This is a genomic window from Pseudomonas sp. DSV-1, assembly GCF_035830915.1.
GTDB lineage: Bacteria > Pseudomonadota > Gammaproteobacteria > Pseudomonadales > Pseudomonadaceae > Aquipseudomonas.
Genome location: NZ_JAYMYG010000001.1, coordinates 4,494,032 through 4,512,516 on the forward strand (window position 1 = coordinate 4,494,032; position 18,485 = coordinate 4,512,516).

Genomic DNA, 18,485 nt, shown 5'->3' on the forward strand with positions numbered 1-18,485 from the left:
AAAGCCCCGCATCCGCTGCCGACGGAAATTCGGGGCTTACGACAGGACTGCCTTGGCGAGCATCAACAGGCCTATCACCACACATAACGTCGCGAAGCCTTGCTGTAGCCATTGGGCCGAAACCCTGGGGGCAATCACCCGACCGGCAATCATGCCGGTCAGGGTGGCGCCGATGAACATCACGCCTTCGCTCGACAAGCTCACACCCTGGCTCATCAGATTGCCCAAGGTGCCCAGCGATACCAGTGCCACCACCATCAGCGAGGTGGAGACCACGGCATGAATGCGCACGTCACTGAATTTTCGAAACGCAGGTACGATCAGGAATCCGCCTCCCACACTCAACAACCCCGTCAGCAAACCCGAGGTGGCACCAATCGATACCAGCGTCATGCTGCAGCGGGCATTCCAGGTCAGCCGCCCGGTAGCAGGATTGAGCATGCAGTTTTTTTCTATCGCCCCCAGGCTGCCACTCTCGCGCGCATCAGCTCTGGCCTGCAAAAACATACGCACGGAGACGAACATCATGACCCCGCTGAACATCAACACCAGCGCCCTGGCGGGGATCAATCTGGCGAGGTGCAGCCCGATCGGCGAAGTCATCGAACCCACAATCGCCATCAGCGCGGCAGCCTTGTAGCGCACCAGGCCTTTGCGCAGCCCGTCCAGCGCGCCCAGTGCCGCTGCCGTACCGACCGCCAGCAATGCCACCGGCGTGGCTTGCGCCAGTGTCCACCCCAGGCCCAGGGTCAACGCCGGTATGGCCAGAATACCGCCACCCGCCCCCGTCAAACCCAGCACTACCCCCACCAACATGCCTAACAGAATAATCAACATGGTCAGGTTCAGTCCGGTTTGCAGTCAGTGAACCACTCGCGACCTTTAAGCATGCCTTGCCAGTAGAACCAGGGCAGAAACGTTGCCTTGAGCCACCAGGCCGACTTGCGGGCCACGGTCGGGTCCAGGGCAAAGGTGGGCAGCAGTTTTGCGCCATAACCAAATTCGGCCAGGATCACCTTGCCGTTTTCGACGGTCAGCGGGCATGAGCCATAGCCATCGTAGCGCTTGGGCAAAACCGCCCCCTTGCGCAGGGCGAGCAGGTTCTCGGCCACCACGACCACTTGCTTGCGAGTCGCTGCCGCGGTTTTGGCATTGGGTGTGTTGCAGACATCGCCAAGGGCGAAAATGTCGGGGTAGCGTGGGTGTTGCAGTGTAGCCGGATCGGTCTCGAACCAGCCCGCCTTGTCCGCCAACTCGCTGCGACGGATAACGTCGGGCGCTTGCTGGGGTGGCACCACATGCAACATGTCGAACGTTTTCTCAACGCGGGTCACGCCACCGTCTGCGTCGGTCACATCAAACCAGGCGGTCTTGCCTGGCCCGTCGACCTTGACCAGATTGGACTGGAAGACCAATTGGGCCTTATAGGCCTCAACGTATTTCATCAGTGGAGGGACGAAGGTCGGCACGCCAAACAGCACCGCCCCCGCCAGATTGAACTCAACGGCCATCGAATCCAGAACGCCACGCTTGCGCCAATGATCACAGGACAGGTACATGGCTTTTTGTGGAGCCCCCGCGCACTTGATCGGCATTCCCGGCTGGGTGAACAGCGCTTTGCCGCCCTTCAGGGTGCGCACCAGCTCCCAGGTATAGGGCGCCAGGTCATGGCGATAGTTGGACGTCACGCCGTTCTTGCCCAAGGTCTCTTCAAGGCCCTCGATATGCTCCCAGGCCAGTTGCAACCCCGGGCAAACGATCAATTGCTGATAACCCAGTTCAGTACCATCACTGAGCAGCACAACCTTGCGTTGCGGGGCGAAGGCGCACAGCGACGCCTTGATCCAGGCAACACCTTTGGGCATTACGGCTGCAGTCGGGCGAACCGTGTCCTTGACATCAAAGGCACCGCCGCCAACCAGCGTCCACGCGGGCTGGTAGTAGTGCTCTGTATTGGGTTCGATCACGGCGATGCGCAATGACGCGTTGCGCTTGAGCAAGCTTGCCGACACCGAGATACCGGCCGAGCCACCACCGACCACGACAACATCGTACAGTCTGGCCTCACGCGAGGCTTGAGTCGCCGCCTGATAGAGCTTTGATGAGCGATTGCCTGTACGGCAATACGCCAGAACGGGTTTTGGCAGCTCATTGAGCAACTGACGCAACTGCTGCGCCTGCTCAGGTGTCGCACCCGTGCTGAGTACCGGCAGGTAAGCAAAGCTCAGCCCCAGGGCCTGCGCCGCCTGCTGTATCGATGCGTGCCCGGGTTGGTATGGGCCGCCTTCATGATCCGGACGGTTACAGATCACACTGGCAAAACCCAGTGCTGCCAAAGACTGGAGATCAGACTGCTCGATTTGACCGGCCACAGAAAATGACGTGTCGATTCGCTTGATGCTTTGCTCCATTGAGCACTCCAGGCACAACAAAAATGAATGGAATAGGTTGGGCGATGTCAGCCAGGGGAATGAGGTTGCGCTATTTTTTAAGCGCCTGGCCGCAATACAGGCCTGACAGGGTTTGCATCACAGACACCACTTCAAAGCTGGCAAGGGAATAGAAAATGTACTTTCCCATCCTTCGGGTATTGACCATGCCCTCATCGCGCAACACACCAAGCTGTTGCGAAAGGGTGGGCTGCCGGATGCCCGTCAGGGCTTCAAGTTCGCCGACATTGCGCTCACCTTGGGTCAACTGGCAGAGCAACAGCAGTCGGTCTTCATTGGCCAGGGCCTTGAGAAGGGTGCAGGCTTTGGATGCAGAGTCGCGCAGAAGTCCGATTTCTTCGCTGGTTAACTGAGCAGTCATGAAAAGCTCCGGGACGTGATAGTCGACAGTCTACGACCCGATAATATATGTTTCAATATATTGAGCATTTTTTGACAAACACGAGGCCCGTCATGCACCCCGAAATTCAAGGATTTTTCGACCCTGCAACGTCGACCGTGAGCTACGTGGTTCATGAAGCCGGCGCCAGCGAGTGCGCAATCATCGATCCGGTGCTCGACTACGATGCCGCCGCCGGGCGCATCAGTACCACCGGTGCAGACATCATTGCTGCTTACGTGCAGGCACAGGGCCTGAAGGTCCAATGGCTATTGGAAACCCACGCCCACGCCGATCACCTGTCTGCCAGCGCTTACCTGAAGCGAAAGCTGGGCGGCCAGATTGGTATTGGCGCGGCAATCACCCAGGTACAAGGGGTGTTTCGCGACATCTACAACCTTGAGCCCGAGTTCAAGCTCGACGGTTCGCAGTTCGACCGGCTGCTGGAACCGGACGAGCTGTTCCACATTGGACGGCTACAGGTACGCGCACTGCACGTGCCGGGGCACACCCCGGCCGACATGGCGTATCAGGTTGAGGGCGACTGTCTGTTTGTGGGCGACACATTGTTTATGCCCGACGTTGGCACGGCCCGCTGCGACTTCCCGGGAGGCGATCCGCACCAGTTGTACCAATCGATCAAGCGTCTGCTGGCCTTTCCGGTCCAGACCCGACTGTTCATGTGCCATGACTATCCGCCAGCAGGGCGTGAGGCCACATGGTCAACCACGGTGGGTGAGCAGCGAGCCAACAATATTCATGTCAACGACAGCGTCGACCTGACGGGCTTCGTCGAGATGCGCACCGCCCGCGACGCGACGCTGGGGGTTCCGGCACTGCTGATTCCGGCCATTCAAATCAACATTCGGGCCGGTAATCTGCCGCCCGCCGATGAAACCGGCCTGTGCAGCCTTAAGGTGCCGCTGAACCGTTTTTAGCCGCACAATTATTGTGTGTGTGTGGGAGCGGGCTGCATTGAAGTAAAAAAAATCCGGCCTGAGCCGGATTTTTTATTTAGCCAATCACTGCATCCACGGTGGAGGCGGCTCTTCAGACTTGCTCGGTGGCGCATCATCTGCAGCACGCACGGCCTGACGGAACGCTTCGTCCAGACGGGCAGCTTCGATCTCGCGCATGACACCGCCCACATCGGCCAGCTCGTCCGGCTCGTCAAACTCGCCCGTCAACACGCTGCCAGGGTGCAAGGTGGCAGCTTCGTAAAGCGCCCACATTTCCTTGGCGTATTTGGTTCCTTTGAGTTCCGGCGCAAAACGCCCGAAGTAAGAAGCCATGTTGCCCACGTCACGCTCCAGCATGCTGAATGCGTGGTTGTTACCCGCGGCATCGACAGCCTGTGGCAGATCGATAATCACCGGGCCGGTCGGCGTCAGCAGTACGTTGAACTCGGACAAATCTCCGTGGACCAGACCGGTACACAGCATCAGCACAATCTGCTGAATCAGGAACGCGTGATACTCGCGAGCCTGGTCCGGTTCCAGCACCACGTCATTGAGTCGGGGGGCTGCATCGCCGTACTCATCCGCCACCAGTTCCATCAACAGCACGCCTTCAAGGAAGTCGAACGGTTTTGGAACCCGAACACCGGCGCCCGCCAGACGAAACAGCGCAGCCACTTCGGCGTTCTGCCAGGCATCCTCGGTTTCTTTACGACCGAACTTGGAGCCCTTGGCCATCGCTCGGGCCTGACGGCTGTTGCGAACCTTGCGACCCTCCTGATATTCGGCGGCCTGGCGGAAACTTCGTTTGTTAGCCTCCTTATAAACCTTGGCGCATCGCAGCTCATTGCCGCAGCGGACTACGTACACAGCTGCTTCTTTGCCACTCATGAGTGGGCGCAGCACCTCGTCGATCAGACCGTCCTCGATCAGGGGTTCTAAGCGTTTTGGAGTCTTCATCAGCTTTTATTGTGGGTCCTTTATTACCAAACACGCGAATGTCACTCGTTATACGGCAATCCACTCACCACGGGGAGAGGGCAAACGATTTGAATGATAGACGAGCAATCCGTCAAGAGCACCGACTAATGGGCCCGCTGCCTAGCCCTGGCGAAATAACTCGCCGGGCGTATAGCCGAACATCTTTTTAAATGCCGCGATGAATGCCGACGTCGACTCATACCCGCACGACAACGCCGCACGCGTGACATGACCACCCTCCTCCAGCACCTGCAACGAAGACAGCAGTCGTACCCGCTGACGCCAACTGCGAAAACTCAAGCCCGTTTCACGCAGGAACAACCGCATCAGGGTTTTTTCAGACATGCCCAGACGATCCGACCACAGGCTCAGGCTGACGTCGGCATCGGGGGTTTCGATCAATTCATTGCACAGCACCAGCAAACGCCCATGGCGTGGCAGCGGCAGCGAAAAACCCACCTCAGGCAGGCTCGCCAATTGATCCAGCAACACAGCCACCAACCTTTGCTCAGGGCTGCCGCCCTCGGGGTATTCGGCGGGCAATGCACAAAAACCTTTGATCAGCTCCCGTGCCAGCGGCGTGACCTCCAGCACCCGGCACTGGCCGGGCGCCCAAAGGCAATCCTCACGACGTACATACAGGCTGCGCATTTCGGCACGCATCGAGGTGATGACCTCATGCTCCAGCCCGGCGGGAATCCAGATCCCCCACTGCGGCGGTGCAAAAAAGCTGCCCTCGTCGGTATGCACCCCCAACACGCCACTGATCGCGTATGAAAACTGCACCCAATCATGCCGATGACGTGGCGTCCAGGAACCTGCGCCCAGGCTTTCGGCCCGGGCATACAGTGGCCGTGGCAGTGCATCAAGCACTGGAATGGCGCGCTGGAGTCCACGTTGTCCGTTTGGCGGCATTGATTGGCCTTATATCGCAAGACGTCAGATACCTGCGACGTTAGGCTAAGTTACTAATTCTTACAATGTCCCGGTGCCCACGATGCCTGTGCTCAAACATCTCAAACGAATGTTCACCGACTGGTTTCTGTGCGGCATGCTGCTAGCGACATTTCTGGCCTATGTGTTTCCGCATTTCGGCAGTACTGGCGGCGGGATGCACGCTGAGTGGGTAATCAACATCGGTGTGTTCCTGGTGTTTTTCCTGCACGGGGTCAACCTGTCCAGCGAGCAAATCCGCCACGGCCTGAAAAACATCCGCCTGCACTTCATGGTTCAGGGCTTCACCTTCATCGTTTTCCCGCTGATCTGGGTCATCGCCGACAAGCTGCTGGGCACCCATGTTCCGCCGCTGCTGATGCTGGGCTTCTTCTACCTGTGCGCATTGCCTTCGACCATCTCCTCCTCGGTCGCACTCACCGGCAGCGCAGGCGGCAACGTACCGGCGGCGATTCTCAACGCCAGCCTGTCCAGCGTATTGGGGATTTTCATCACCCCATTGCTCGTCAGCCTGGTGGTTGGCAGCGGCGCGGGCGGTATCGACCTGGGCTCAACCCTGCTCGACCTGTGCGCCATGCTCCTGTTGCCCCTGGTCCTTGGCCAACTGGTACGCCCGCTGTTCGGACGTTTTTTCGCCCGCCACAAGCGCTACACCAACATCTGCGACAAAGTGGTGATTCTGCTGCTGGTTTACGCAGCGTTCTGCAACTCGATGGTCTCGGGCATGTGGCAACAACAAGGCACCTCGGTGATTATCAGCGCCGTGATCGGCAGTGCCGTCCTGCTCGCCGTCATCCTGTGGATGACCACCCGCACTGCCCGTGCCTTGAAGTTCAGCACCAGCGATGAAATTGCCGCAGTGTTCTGCGCCAGCAAAAAATCCCTGGCTGCCGGCGCGCCGATGGCCGCCCTGATCTTTGGCGCCAACCCCGGCCTGGGCCTGATTTTGCTGCCGATCATGATCTACCACCCGCTGCAGTTGATCGTGTGCTCGGTGATGGCAGAAAGCTACGCCACTCGCAAATACAACATGAGTGGGAGCGGGCTTGCTCGCGATGCAGACGCCGCGGTGTAACAGCCACACCGCGGTGATGCCATCGCGAGCAAGCCCGCTCCCACCCACATGCGGCTACCGCTCAATGATTGCGGTAACGCCCTGCCCACCTGCCGCGCAGATCGAGATCAGCCCTCGTCCCTGCCCGGCAGTGGCGAGCAGCTTGGACATATTGGTCACGATCCGCCCTCCTGTCGCCGCAAACGGATGCCCCACCGCCAGCGAGCTGCCCTTGACGTTGAGCTTGCTGCGATCAATCGAGCCCAGCGGTGCATCCAGGTCGAGCCGGCTTTTGCAGTAGGCCGCATCCTCCCAGGCCTTCAACGTACACAGCACCTGCGCAGCAAAAGCCTCGTGAATTTCGTAGTAGTCAAAATCCTGCAAAGTCAGGCCATTGCGCGCCAGCAGCCGTGGGACTGCATACACCGGCGCCATGAGCAAACCTTCCGCTCCATGCACGAAATCAACAGCAGCAGTTTCGCCATCACGCAAATACGCCAAAATCGGCAAGCCGCGCTCCCGGGCCCACTCTTCGCTGCCCAACAGCACCACGGCAGCGCCATCGGTCAGTGGCGTGGAGTTGCCCGCCGTCAACGTGCCTTTGGCACTGCGCTCGAACACAGGCTTAAGGGCGGCCAGCTTCTCCAGGGTCAAGTCGGCACGCAGGTTGTTATCGCGGCTCAAACCCCGGAAAGGCGTGAGCAAGTCATCTTCCCAGCCTGCGTGATAGGCCGCCGTCAATGCCTGATGGCTGTGCAGCGCCAGTTCGTCCTGTTCAAGCCTTGGGATGCTCCAGGCTTGCGCCATCAGTTCGCAGTGCTGGCCCATCGACAGCCCGGTGCGGGGCTCGCCATTACGGGGAAACTCGGGTTTCAGAAAACCCGGACGCAATTGCAGCAAGGTCTTGAGCTTATCCAGAGGCGCCTTGGTGCGATTGAACTGCAGCAACCATTTACGCAGGCCGTCATTAAGGCCAATCGGCGCATCGGATGTGGTGTCCACTCCCCCGGCAACCGCACAGTCGATCTGCCCCAGGGCAATCTTGTTGGCCACCAGCAATACCGCTTCAAGCCCCGTCCCGCAGGCCTGCTGCAGGTCATAGGCCGGTGTTTTCGGCGACAGCCGTGAGCCCAGCACGCACTCACGGGTCATGCTGAAATCCCGAGAATCCTTGAGCACCGCCCCGGCCACAACCTCCCCCATGCGCAGCCCGTGCAGGTTGTAACGCTCGATCAACCCCTCCAGCGCGGCCGTCAACATGTCCTGATTACTGGCGGTCGCATACGGCCCGTTGGAGCGGGCAAACGGGATTCGGTTACCACCAATAATTGCTACACGACGCAGACTCATACGATTGCCCCTATTCTTTTGAATCCATTAATCGTTACAAGCGTAGGTCTTATCGCTGATAACGAACGACCACGGCCTGTTTGTGGTCAACCCTTTGAACCCCACCTGTCGGAGAGTGTTCCATGTCAGACCGTTATATCGACTTCGTCAACTCATCCCTCGGCCAGCGTCTGGTCGGCGCGTTGGGGCTGCCGTCACCGGGACGACTGGAACGCTGGCAAGCCGGGCGCCTGCGCCCCGTCGAAGGCCCGCTATTGATTGGCGGCGGGGCACTGGCCGAACAGGTGAACCGTTTTGCCAGCAAACTCACCGACGCCGTCTACAGCTACGGCCCCGAACCGTTGCTCGCAACCCCCTGGATTCCTGGCCAGGGACCAAAGCTCAAGGCCGTGGTGTTCGACGCCAGCGAGCTGCTGCACACCGACCAACTCAAACAACTGCGCGAGTTTTTCCAGCCACTGCTGCGCAGCCTGGAACACAGCACCCACATGGTGATTCTGGGCCGTGCACCTGAAACATTAAGTGACCCATTTGCTGCCAGCGCCCAGCGTGCGCTTGAGGGTTTCAGCCGGTCACTGGCTAAAGAACTGCGCAACGCCAGCACCCTGCAACTGCTGTATGTCGGTGAAGGCGCTGAAGATCAACTTGAAGGTGCACTGCGGTTTTTCCTTTCGCCCAAAAGTGCATTTATCAGTGGGCAAGTGCTGCGCCTCACGACCTGCGCCTCCCAGGTACAGGACTGGACCCGCCCCCTGGCCGGGTGCAAGGCATTGGTGACCGGGGCGGCCCGAGGAATTGGCGCCTCGATTGCCGAAACCCTGGCCCGGGATGGCGCCCACTTGATCCTGCTTGACGTGCCATCCGCCAAGGCCGACCTGGATGCGCTGGCCGCCCGTCTGGGCGGGCACAGCATCGCGCTGGATATCTGTGCCGCCAATGCCGCTGAAGAACTGGTCGAGCACCTGGCTGACGGTGTCGACATCGTGGTGCACAACGCAGGCATCACCCGTGACAAGACCTTGGCCAACATGACGCCCGAGTTCTGGGACTCCGTGCTCGCGGTCAACCTCAACGCCCCGCAGGTGCTGACCAAAGCCCTGCTCGACAGTGGCACCTTGCGCGATAACGGCCGGGTGATTCTGCTCGCCTCCATCAGCGGTATCGCCGGTAATCGCGGTCAGACCAACTACGCCGCCAGCAAGGCCGGGCTGATTGGCCTGGCTCAAGCCTGGGCCCCCTTGCTGGGCGAACGCGGCATCAGCATCAACGCCGTGGCCCCCGGGTTTATCGAAACCCGGATGACTGCGCATATTCCCTTCGCCTTGCGCGAAGCGGGTCGACGCATGAGCTCCCTGGGCCAGGGCGGCCTGCCGCAAGACGTGGCCGAAGCCGTGGCCTGGCTCGGGCAGCCGGGGTCGGGCGCCGTCAGCGGTCAAGCGCTGCGGGTGTGCGGACAAAGTATTCTGGGAGCATGAACCATGACCGTGAAGTGGCTCGACCTCGCCAGCCCACCGCACTTGCCCGCGCTGTACGCCCACGCCGCCGCCCGGCGCAAAATCACCGGCAGCACCTTGCCGGAACAGGGTTTGCGCTGCTGGGTGGAAGTTGAGCCCACGTCACTGGCTGCCTTCAGGGAGGTGTGCGCCCTGGCGCCAAGCCCACTACTCCCGCCCACCTACCCCCATGTCCTGGCCTTCGGGCTGCAAATGCAATTACTGACCAGCAAGGACTTCCCCTTCCCACTGCTTGGACTGATTCATCTGACCAATCGGGTACGGCTACTGCGGCCCATGGGCAGCGTGACGCAGCTACGCATCGGTGTGTTTGTGCACAACCTGCAAAAGCACCCCAAGGGGGCGACCTTTGAGGTGATCACCCAGGTGGACGACATGCTCGGGCCGCTGTGGGAGGCCGAAAGCACGCTGCTGTGCAAAGGCGTCGAGCTGCCGGGGGGCCCCCCTGAAACCGCCGCCCCCGGGCCGGTGGTGCTGAACGAGCTGACGCGCTGGTATGCCCCCACCGACATTGGCCGCCGCTACGCCAAGGTGTCGGGCGACTACAACCCCATTCACCTCAGTGCGGCCAGCGCCAAACTGTTTGGCCTGCCCAGCGCCATCGCCCATGGCCTGTGGATAAAAACCCGTGCCCTGGCGGCATTGAATTCGCACCTGCCAGCCGCCAATGTCGAGATCTTTGTCGCGTTCAAAAAGCCGGTACGTCTACCCAGCGAAGTGATTTTGCGCTGCAGCGAAGCGGGTTCCAGTGGTGATTTCCAGCTGAGCGGGCATGGCGATCTGGTGCACATGACCGGTAATTGGCGACCTATCAGTTGAGCCGGCACTTGCCCTGTAGCCGCTGAGGAGCGTAGCGAGGCTGCAATCGATAACGCAGCCTTCGTTCCTCGTCAGCGACTACAAAGAATTGCGCGCCACACCAGCACGCGCCTGTGCCTTTCGCTTGCGCCAAAGGCCGTTCAGTCGCAAGCTTTGCGCCTTCTGGAGAGCACACCCTCGATGAACCTCGACGAACTCACGCAACGCATGCACCGCATTCGCGATAACAACGACTGGAAACAATTCCACAGCCCGAAAAACCTGGCCATGGCCGCCAGTGTCGAAATGGCTGAGCTGGTGGAAATCTTTCAGTGGCTAAGCGAGGACCAGTCCCGCCAGCTCCCCGCCGACAAGCTCGCCCACGCAGGCCAGGAGGTAGGCGATATCGTGCTGTATCTGGTGTTGCTATGCGCCGAACTGGGGTTGGACATGAACGAAGTGGTGCGCAGCAAATTGGCTGACAATGAAAGGCGTTTCAACCCATGAGTGACCGTCACTTCGATCAACTGGCCACCCGTTTCGCCGAGAAAATCTACGGCGGCGCCAAGGGTGCCATTCGTCTGGCCGTGCTTCAGGCCGACCTTGAAGAATCACTGCCAAAACGCCCGTTACGTGTACTGGATATCGGTGCAGGCCTGGGTCATATGTCGTTGTGGCTGGCCCAGCAAGGTCATGATGTGACCCTGGCCGAACCGGCCGCGCCAATGCTTGAAGGCGCCCGCCAGCGTTTTGCCGAAGCAGGCCAGACCGGCACCTTTATCCAGGCGCCGTGGCAAGAGCTGCTGGGGCAACTCACCGAGCCCTACGATCTGGTGCTGTGCCACGCCGTACTGGAATGGCTGGCGGAACCCCACGCGATCCTGCCGGTGCTGCATCAGCTGACCGCCAGGGACGGCTGGTTGTCCCTGGCGTTCTACAACCGCGACGCGTTGATCTATCGCAACCTGCTCAAGGGCCACTTCCGCAAAATGCGCAAGAACGACATGGCCGGCGAAAAACAGAGCCTGACCCCTCAACAACCACTCGACCCTCGAGAACTGGCCACGGCACTCGAAGGCCTGTGGCAGGTCCAAACCCAAAGCGGTGTGCGTGTGTTTCACGACTACATGCCCGTTGAGTTCCAGGCACGAGCCGAGCTTGAGGCGCTGGTTGAAATGGAACTGGCCCATCGTCGCCATCCAGCCTTTGCCGGGCTTGGACGTTATCTGCATTGGGTGTGCCGCCCGGTTTGAATCGCCCTGCGGGGGAGACCATCATGTATCGCCGCGTTGCCTTAGTCGTTTTAAGCCTGGGGCTGGGCGCTTGCCAAAGCCCCAACCCTTACACCCCGAGCGCCCTGCCCATGCCGCCAGCCCCGGCACAAGCGACCAATAGCCTGGATTTGAGCGCCTATCCGGCACCGCCTCGCGATTACGGGCGCTACCAGAGTTGGGCCTGGCTCAATGGTCGCCTGCCGGTCGGGACCGCGTGGGCCGACTCTGCCCAGATCGCCGAAGCGGTGAACAATGCACTCGACCAGCGGGGCTTGCGCCCGGCGCAGCCCAACCGTCCAGCGGATCTGTGGGTCAGTGCCGACTTGCACACCGAAAAACGCTTGCGTCAGGTTCAGGACGACTATGGTTACGGAGCGGGCTACGGCAGCGGCTATGGCCGTTACGGCAGCCAGTACGGGATGTACAACTCTGTGCCCGTGGTGCGTACCTACGAAGTTGAGGTCATGGTGGTACGACTCAATCTGTATGACGGCAAAACCGGTCAACCGGTGTGGAGTTCCAGTGCAGAAACCAGCAGTAAAGGCAGCCTGGGCGAACGCAGTGATGCTCTGCGCGAATCACTGAACAAGGCAGTACAGGCTTATCCTCCCCATTAAGACTTATTGTTGAAGCGGAGAAATCATCATGCTACGTCGCCTGGCATTACTGGGCATCGCCCTGCTGCTCAGCGCTTGCGAAACCATGCAGGTCAGCAGCGATTACAACCCTGCGGTCGATTTCGCCAAGTTCCAGTCCTGGGCCTGGAAAGACCCTGCTGTGCAATATCACCCCAATAACCCGATGCTGCGAAGCAGCCTGACCGAGCAACGGATCGTTCAGGCCATCAGTGGCCAGCTGGACCAACGGGGTCTGCGCCCGGTTGCGGCAGGCAGCAAGCCGGACTTGCTCGTGCAAGCCTGGTTGATCGTTGCCAACCGCCAGGAGCAGGTCGTGACCAACTACGGCTACGGCGGCCCTTGGGGCGGACCATGGGGTGGTTACTGGGGTGGCCCGTGGGAAGGTTACTGGGGCCCACCGATGTATAACGAAGTACGCAACGTGGTCTATCAGGTTGGCACGCTGCAAATCGACCTGATCGATGCCAAGGACGGGAAACTGGTGTGGCGCGGCAGTGCTGAAAAAGTCGTCGACACCAGCCCTACTCCGGCTGAACGCAGCGCGGCAATTCAGGAGGCGGTCACTAAAATCTTGAGCGCCTATCCACCGAAGTAAGTTCCAGGACACTCACTTGCTCACACTGTATATATGTAAGTTGGTATTAATACTTTCGTGAGCAAGTTAGTTTCCACACTCGATTTTCGGCTATTTATCATCGGCTTTTGATTAACTGTTCACATCACGCCTATAAAACTGGCAACTGGCCAGCGCGACGATCACTTTCTGGCTACACTCGATCAAACTTTGGAGAGTTAGCGCTGGGCTATGTTCCAGCAACAGGAGTGCTCGATGTCTCCCCAACTACGCGGTATTGGTTTTACGGGCCCACAGCAACAGCGTGGCGCAATCGGCTTGATGGCTGCCGTGACCCTCGGCATGGTGCTGTTGTTCATGTTGTTGGTTGTCGACAGCGGGCGTTTGTACCTGGAGCAACGAAAATTGCAACGGGTGGCGGATATGGCGGTGTTGGAGGCGGTGAGTCGTGAGGGAAATTGCCTAGACGGCAGTGCCAAGAGCTACGTCGATGCAAGCGCCGGACGTAATGGATTTGCCCTCAGCAACATGCAAACGATAACCCCTACCTGTGGAGCTCTGACTATAGGTAGCGATCAGGTGCGCTTATTTAATAAAAACGAAAACGGCTCCGGTGATTTTATCCAGGTTATTGCCACCACCACCGTCCCTACCAGCGTGGCGGGTGGTTTGTGGAGCCTGTTTTCCAAGGACGGGTTTGAAACATTGACGCGTTTGACAGCAAGCGCTGTTGGGGCTTCGTCAGGACCTACGTTAGCTCAGCTAAGTATTCGAAGTACGCTCCTGAAAATTGATACCGATAACTCACCGTTACTATCCAGCGTCCTATCGCAAATGTTGGGGACATCCGTGACAGTGGAAGCAGTGGGCTGGAATGGCATGCTCAATACGGACATAAATTTGCTTGAATACCTGAACGAACTATCCGTCGTCGCATTAAACTTAGAGGTTGGAGACTACACTAAAGTCCTGGGCGCCAACGTTACAGCAGCACAACTAATTCAGGCAGCAGCCAACGTTGCAGAAAATGACAAAGCAACAGCAGCAGTTAGAGCTGCACTAGAAAACCTAGCAAGCACCGCAATTAACATACCCGGCATAAAAAGCATAAACGTAGCTGAGCTATTCAACATAAAGACTGGAACCACTTCTGCCGGCCTCGACGCAAACGTCCAACTATTCCAACTAATCCAAGCATTTGTTCAAGCCGCAAATAAAAATAGTGCAATTACTGCAACAGTACCAATCAATCTTTTAGGCTTAGTAAAAGTAACCACCCAAATAAAAGTAATTGAACCACCACAATTCTCCTCTGTCGGCAATCCAGCACTAGCTATTGGAAAGCCCATCAACGATATCAATGCGATATATGTTCATACTGCACAAATCAGAACCTTAATCGCTGTCGAACTACCACTACTTAAGGCACTTAGCGGACTTTTATCACCCATCACAAACTTACTGAAAGATATTCAGTGTTTAATATCAGCAACATGCCCAGTGGCCATCAGCATAATTGACAACCCAGTTTTACACATCAACTTAGACGTTGGTGGCGCAAGCGCATTACTGACAAATTACGATTGCTCCCTAAATAAAAAAAGCATCACAGTCGAAGCGAAATCCTCTATCGGAGAGCTTAGAATTGGTCAAATTGTTAGCCCCTCGACGGCTTTCACCGATAAAGAAGTCAAAGTTCGACCTCTACCTCTGATAAATGTCGCCATTGACAAGGTTCCTTTCGCTGGTGGTGGCGTCGCTCTGAGCTTTGACACTCCAGTTGGACAAACCATTCAAAAGAATTTGACTTTTTCAGGACAACTCTCCCCCCCGAACCTATCACTTCCTCCTGCCGAACAGCACATGAAACCTACTAGTGACATTGTGGAAAGTCTTAAGAAGACCCTAGCTGGCATCTCAATCAAAATCTATAGCCCTGCTAACAACCAAGAAATTCCCCGGGGGTTTGCTTCAAGTATCTCAACAACTTTGAACACTTTACTAAACTTGCTAACAACGATAATTTTACCGCCAATTATTACTCTCTTGGGCGACATATTGGACCCTATAATCAATCAAATTCTATCCTTACTAGGTGTAAACTTGATGGATACGGTAGTCGGCGCCAACCTCTCCTGCAACCAAGGCGGTCGCGCCCAGTTGGTGCTTTAACTCTTTGCGACCGATCACGAAAAGCGACTAAACCCCTGCAGCGCGGTGTATCAGATACACCGCGCTGCAGGGGTTTACGACTGCTGCGCAGCCGATCGCAGCCTCGCTTCGCTCCTCAGCGGCTACACACCCACTGCATGTAGCCGCTGACGAGTAGCACTCGCAATGTCGTCAATATCGCAGCACCTCACTCCTGCACTTCAACCACCGGCAACTCCACGCAAAACCGGGCGCCGTGCTCGGTGTTGCTGACGCTCAACCGCCCGCCCATGTTGTCGATGATGCCGTAGCTCACAGACAACCCCAGGCCCGTGCCAAGGCCAATGGGCTTGGTAGTGAAGAAAGGTTCGAAGATCCGCTCCAGCAGACGCGGGTCAATACCGCCTGCGTTGTCGTCCACTCTCAAGCACACATGCTGTGCATCGGACTCGATACTCAGGGCAATCCAGGGCTCAAAGTCGCGGTCGCTTTCTCGCTTGCTCATCAGCGCATCACGGGCATTGACCATCAGGTTGATCAGCACTTGCTCAAGCTGGTCGACATGGCCACGCACCTGCACGTCACACACCTGGCCTTCACTGCGCAATTCCACGCCTTTACCGCGCAGGCCTTCGCTGAGCAAGGCCACGGAGCCTTCCATCGCCTGCGAAGGGTTGAACACCTGCTGCTCGATTTCCGAGCGACGACCAAACACCCGCAAGTGATCTACCACCCGCGCCGCACGCTGGACTTGCCCGTCGATACGGGCAAGCTTTTCCTGCAGGTACTCGATCTGTGCATCGCCGTTGCTCAGACGCTTGAGCACGTTCGCCACGGCCATGCGCATGACGTTCAACGGCTGGTTGATTTCGTGGGCCAGCCCCGTGGCCATTTCACCAAGGGTGGCCATTTTCGCACTGTGGGTCAGTTGCTGCTGCGAGCGACGCACCTCGGTGTTGTCGCGGCCAACGGCTTGTACTTCCAGCAAGTTGCCCTGCTCGTCGAAAATCCCCCGGTCCGACCACACCCACCAGGCATATTCGCGCCCCGGCAGTTGCAGGCTGATTTCAGCGGAGCTCACCGGAGACTGTGGAGTCAAACCCGCAATACGCTGCACAAAGGCTTCACGCTGTTCGTCGGACAGCCAACTGCTCAGGTTGATGCCCGGCAACTGCTCGGTCGTGCACTCCAGGTAGCTGGCAAGGGGCTGGTTGCCAAAGGTCAGGGTCAGGTCGGGCAGGTAACGGCAGATCATGGCGGGTGAATCTTCGACCAGGATTCGATAGCGTTCTTCGCTGCTCTTGACCCGTTCGGCCGCTTCGGTGGCCTCGGTGATGTCCAGCCACAGCCCGACGACTTCCACCGGCAAGCCCAGGTCATCACGTAGCAACTTGGCTTCATCCAGCAACCAGTGGTAATCACCGCCTCGGTCGCGAAGGCGATAGCGACGTCGGGTGCTGCCTTCGCGCAGCAACTGGCGGGTGCGTTCAAAATAGTGCTCCCGATCATCGGGGTGGACCCACTCGATCAAGGTCGCGCTCGTGCACTCCTCCAGCGTCCAGCCCAGCAAGGGCTTGAGGCTGTCACTGAAAAACGCAGGCAACAGAGCGCCTTCGACATAACGCTGCACGTAAATCACCGCAGGCGAACTGGCGATAAGGTTGTCCAGCCGCGCATGGGCGGCTGCAACTTGCTGCTGTTGATTCTTGATGTCGCTGACATCCAGCATAAAACCCACGATGCGCCGCCGGGTGCCGGTCCCCAGCATCTGGCCCTGAACTCGATACCACTGGGCAGGTTGGGTGCTTTGGGGTTGATGCACCCGCGCAAACAGCAACAACTCCTTGCCATGCTCCAGCAATTCATTAAAACGACCGCAGAGCTCATCCCGATCGGCAGGATGAAACAGCGCCAGCCATGCCTCGCGGGTCATAGACTGCGGCTCGATGACCTCAGTCAGGTTAGCGGCCAGTTGGGGGGCCAGTTGCATCAGTTCGTTAGTGATCGACCACTCCCACCACCCCGTGCCCAGCAAGCCTTGAAGGGCTTCCATGCGCTCTCGCTGCTGCAGGTGCTGTTGCTCGCGCAAGCGATCCAGCAGGGGTGCGGCCAATGCCGCGCACACCTGCATCCAGTCGCTTTCACTCATCTGCGGTCCGTGCAGGGACGCGGGATAAAAGCCCAGCATCAACCAGGCACACAAGCCTTGCTGGTCGCTGTACGGCACCAGTACGCCGTCGGCATTGCCAAACAAATCGTTCAGCCGCGGGTTGCCATCGCGCTCGACACGCTGGGGGGAGTTGCCGCCCAGCGGGTCAAGCAGGCTGCCCAGGTTTTGCTCTGGCAACCAGAGTTGCGGCGCATCAAACGAGTGATACGTGCTGTGCATATACCAGGAGGACTGCCCATCATCGCGCACGGCCAGCGCCATGCAAGGCACACGACCATGCTGGGCCACGCTGCGCAGCGCTTCGTGCATCACTTCCGGCAGGCGCTGCACACTGCACTGACGCAATTGCTCGCCCAGGCTAAGGGTCAGTTGCGTGCAGCGCTCACGGTTGCGCGCCTGCTCGCTGCCAAGGCGCAAGTCACTGATATCCAGCAGCTGTAAAAGCCAGCCATCACCCTGGGGCTGAACCCAGCCTCGGGTATGCACCACGCGCAGCCCGGCGCATTGAAAGTCCAGGTCGAGGCTGTGGCCCACCCAGTCCGCCGGCACGCCTTCGAGCGCCAGCGTGCTGCCCGGCACCATGTAGCTCAGCAGCAGGCGCGGTGCGCCGTCGCCGCTTGAGCGCGCCAGGCCATAACGCTGCAGACCGTGAATGTCGGTCACGTACCCGTGTTGATCGAGCATCAATTGGATGCCCGCATGATTGTGCAATTGCGGATCATTGGATTCAGGCAAGCGCTCGTCGGTCCGTCCCAACAAACGCCCGAACAGCCCTTCACTGCTTTTCAAGGTTACCCACTTGAATTCTCGACTCTGCGATCAAGCTCTTTGGCAAATCAGGCACAGTGATTACTCCAAGATTGAGTACTGGCATGATGCTGTTCAACTCATTAGTATCAAATGTTACCTTGGCAAAAATCTGTTTGGTTGAAGGGGCATACCCCCCGTCCAGACTTAGACCACGTTCCACCGCCTCGGGCACCCAATCCAATTTTTGAGCCAACACCTCCTCGATCACTTTTTCTACCGTGCTCGCATAGTCATCCTTCGTCTCAGGATCGACCGCCATGCCGCGACGCGCAGCCTCTGCCGTCGCATTATTGAATGACTGCACCAGCAACAGCGGCAAGCTGTAGCTGACAACGCCATAGAGCACCGCAAAAAAAATCATAAACACCAGCGCGAACTCAATCGCCGCGGCGCCTTTCTGCTTTTTGGGAAGCCTTGTTTTCATGACGGTGT

The 18,485-nt window shown here is 58.4% G+C and carries 17 protein-coding genes; 9 read left to right on the forward strand and 8 right to left on the reverse strand.

Annotation, left to right across the window (positions count from 1 at the left end; all coding sequences use genetic code 11):
* Window positions 1–36: 36 nt before the first annotated feature.
* The 3 genes from VSQ83_RS20980 to VSQ83_RS20990 all read right to left on the reverse strand — a co-directional run bounded on the left by VSQ83_RS20980 (window position 37) and on the right by VSQ83_RS20990 (window position 2,811).
* Complete coding sequence (locus VSQ83_RS20980; RefSeq protein WP_326427440.1) at window positions 37–837, reverse strand: sulfite exporter TauE/SafE family protein; 801 nt, start codon at window positions 835–837, stop codon at window positions 37–39.
* Between the two features lie 8 nt (window positions 838–845).
* Window positions 846–2,411, reverse strand: coding sequence for a TIGR01244 family sulfur transferase (locus tag VSQ83_RS20985; protein WP_326427442.1), 1,566 nt, complete (start codon window positions 2,409–2,411; stop codon window positions 846–848).
* 70 nt (window positions 2,412–2,481) lie between these two features.
* On the reverse strand, window positions 2,482–2,811 hold the full coding sequence (locus VSQ83_RS20990) for an ArsR/SmtB family transcription factor (RefSeq protein ID WP_133079610.1): 330 nt from the start codon (window positions 2,809–2,811) through the stop codon (window positions 2,482–2,484).
* A gap of 92 nt (window positions 2,812–2,903) precedes the next feature.
* Here VSQ83_RS20990 and VSQ83_RS20995 point away from each other — a divergent pair, with 92 nt between their 5' ends.
* Window positions 2,904–3,767, forward strand: coding sequence for an MBL fold metallo-hydrolase (locus VSQ83_RS20995; protein ID WP_133079609.1), 864 nt, complete (start codon window positions 2,904–2,906; stop codon window positions 3,765–3,767).
* Window positions 3,768–3,851: 84 nt separating this feature from the next.
* Here VSQ83_RS20995 and VSQ83_RS21000 read toward each other — a convergent pair whose 3' ends face one another.
* Together VSQ83_RS21000 and VSQ83_RS21005 are read right to left on the reverse strand one after the other, a co-directional pair.
* Window positions 3,852–4,745: a PA4780 family RIO1-like protein kinase gene (locus tag VSQ83_RS21000; protein ID WP_133079608.1), complete on the reverse strand. Its 894-nt coding sequence runs from the start codon at window positions 4,743–4,745 to the stop codon at window positions 3,852–3,854.
* A gap of 141 nt (window positions 4,746–4,886) precedes the next feature.
* Window positions 4,887–5,681, reverse strand: a complete 795-nt coding sequence (locus VSQ83_RS21005; protein WP_219262829.1) for an AraC family transcriptional regulator — start codon at window positions 5,679–5,681, stop codon at window positions 4,887–4,889.
* 82 nt (window positions 5,682–5,763) lie between these two features.
* Between VSQ83_RS21005 and VSQ83_RS21010 the strand changes: the two genes are divergently transcribed.
* The gene (locus VSQ83_RS21010; RefSeq protein ID WP_219262828.1) at window positions 5,764–6,795 is read left to right on the forward strand and encodes a bile acid:sodium symporter family protein; all 1,032 of its coding nucleotides are present in this window, start codon (window positions 5,764–5,766) and stop codon (window positions 6,793–6,795) included.
* Window positions 6,796–6,849: 54 nt separating this feature from the next.
* Here VSQ83_RS21010 and VSQ83_RS21015 read toward each other — a convergent pair whose 3' ends face one another.
* A complete protein-coding gene (locus VSQ83_RS21015) occupies window positions 6,850–8,124 on the reverse strand; it encodes an acetyl-CoA C-acetyltransferase (RefSeq protein WP_219262827.1) in 1,275 nt (424 codons plus the stop codon).
* Between the two features lie 122 nt (window positions 8,125–8,246).
* On the opposite strand from VSQ83_RS21015, the gene VSQ83_RS21020 reads away from it, so the two are divergent.
* From VSQ83_RS21020 to VSQ83_RS21050, 7 genes are all read left to right on the forward strand, one after another.
* Window positions 8,247–9,599 (forward strand): 3-oxoacyl-ACP reductase, encoded by a 1,353-nt coding sequence (locus tag VSQ83_RS21020; protein WP_326427443.1) that lies wholly within the window; start codon window positions 8,247–8,249, stop codon window positions 9,597–9,599.
* A 3-nt stretch (window positions 9,600–9,602) separates the two neighbouring features.
* Entirely contained in the window at window positions 9,603–10,457 is an 855-nt protein-coding gene (locus VSQ83_RS21025; protein ID WP_326427445.1) for a MaoC family dehydratase, read from the forward strand.
* 180 nt (window positions 10,458–10,637) lie between these two features.
* Window positions 10,638–10,943, forward strand: a complete 306-nt coding sequence (locus tag VSQ83_RS21030) for a nucleotide pyrophosphohydrolase (protein ID WP_133079602.1) — start codon at window positions 10,638–10,640, stop codon at window positions 10,941–10,943.
* Window positions 10,940–11,689: a methyltransferase domain-containing protein gene (locus VSQ83_RS21035; protein ID WP_219262824.1), complete on the forward strand. Its 750-nt coding sequence runs from the start codon at window positions 10,940–10,942 to the stop codon at window positions 11,687–11,689. The genes VSQ83_RS21030 and VSQ83_RS21035 overlap by 4 nt, the downstream gene beginning before the upstream one ends.
* A gap of 23 nt (window positions 11,690–11,712) precedes the next feature.
* Entirely contained in the window at window positions 11,713–12,327 is a 615-nt protein-coding gene (locus tag VSQ83_RS21040) for a DUF4136 domain-containing protein (protein WP_326427446.1), read from the forward strand.
* A 28-nt stretch (window positions 12,328–12,355) separates the two neighbouring features.
* Window positions 12,356–12,943, forward strand: a complete 588-nt coding sequence (locus tag VSQ83_RS21045; protein WP_133079599.1) for a DUF4136 domain-containing protein — start codon at window positions 12,356–12,358, stop codon at window positions 12,941–12,943.
* Window positions 12,944–13,177: 234 nt separating this feature from the next.
* Window positions 13,178–15,094 carry a pilus assembly protein TadG-related protein gene (locus tag VSQ83_RS21050; protein ID WP_326427447.1) on the forward strand — a complete coding sequence of 639 codons (1,917 nt, stop codon included), beginning with the start codon at window positions 13,178–13,180 and terminating at the stop codon, window positions 15,092–15,094.
* A 187-nt stretch (window positions 15,095–15,281) separates the two neighbouring features.
* On the opposite strand, the gene VSQ83_RS21055 is transcribed toward VSQ83_RS21050, so the two are convergent.
* On the reverse strand, window positions 15,282–18,032 hold the full coding sequence (locus VSQ83_RS21055) for a PAS domain-containing sensor histidine kinase (RefSeq protein ID WP_326427448.1): 2,751 nt from the start codon (window positions 18,030–18,032) through the stop codon (window positions 15,282–15,284).
* The gene (locus VSQ83_RS21060; protein WP_326427449.1) at window positions 18,019–18,477 is read right to left on the reverse strand and encodes a TadE/TadG family type IV pilus assembly protein; all 459 of its coding nucleotides are present in this window, start codon (window positions 18,475–18,477) and stop codon (window positions 18,019–18,021) included. Before VSQ83_RS21060 ends, VSQ83_RS21055 begins: the two co-directional genes overlap by 14 nt.
* Window positions 18,478–18,485 lie beyond the last annotated feature (8 nt).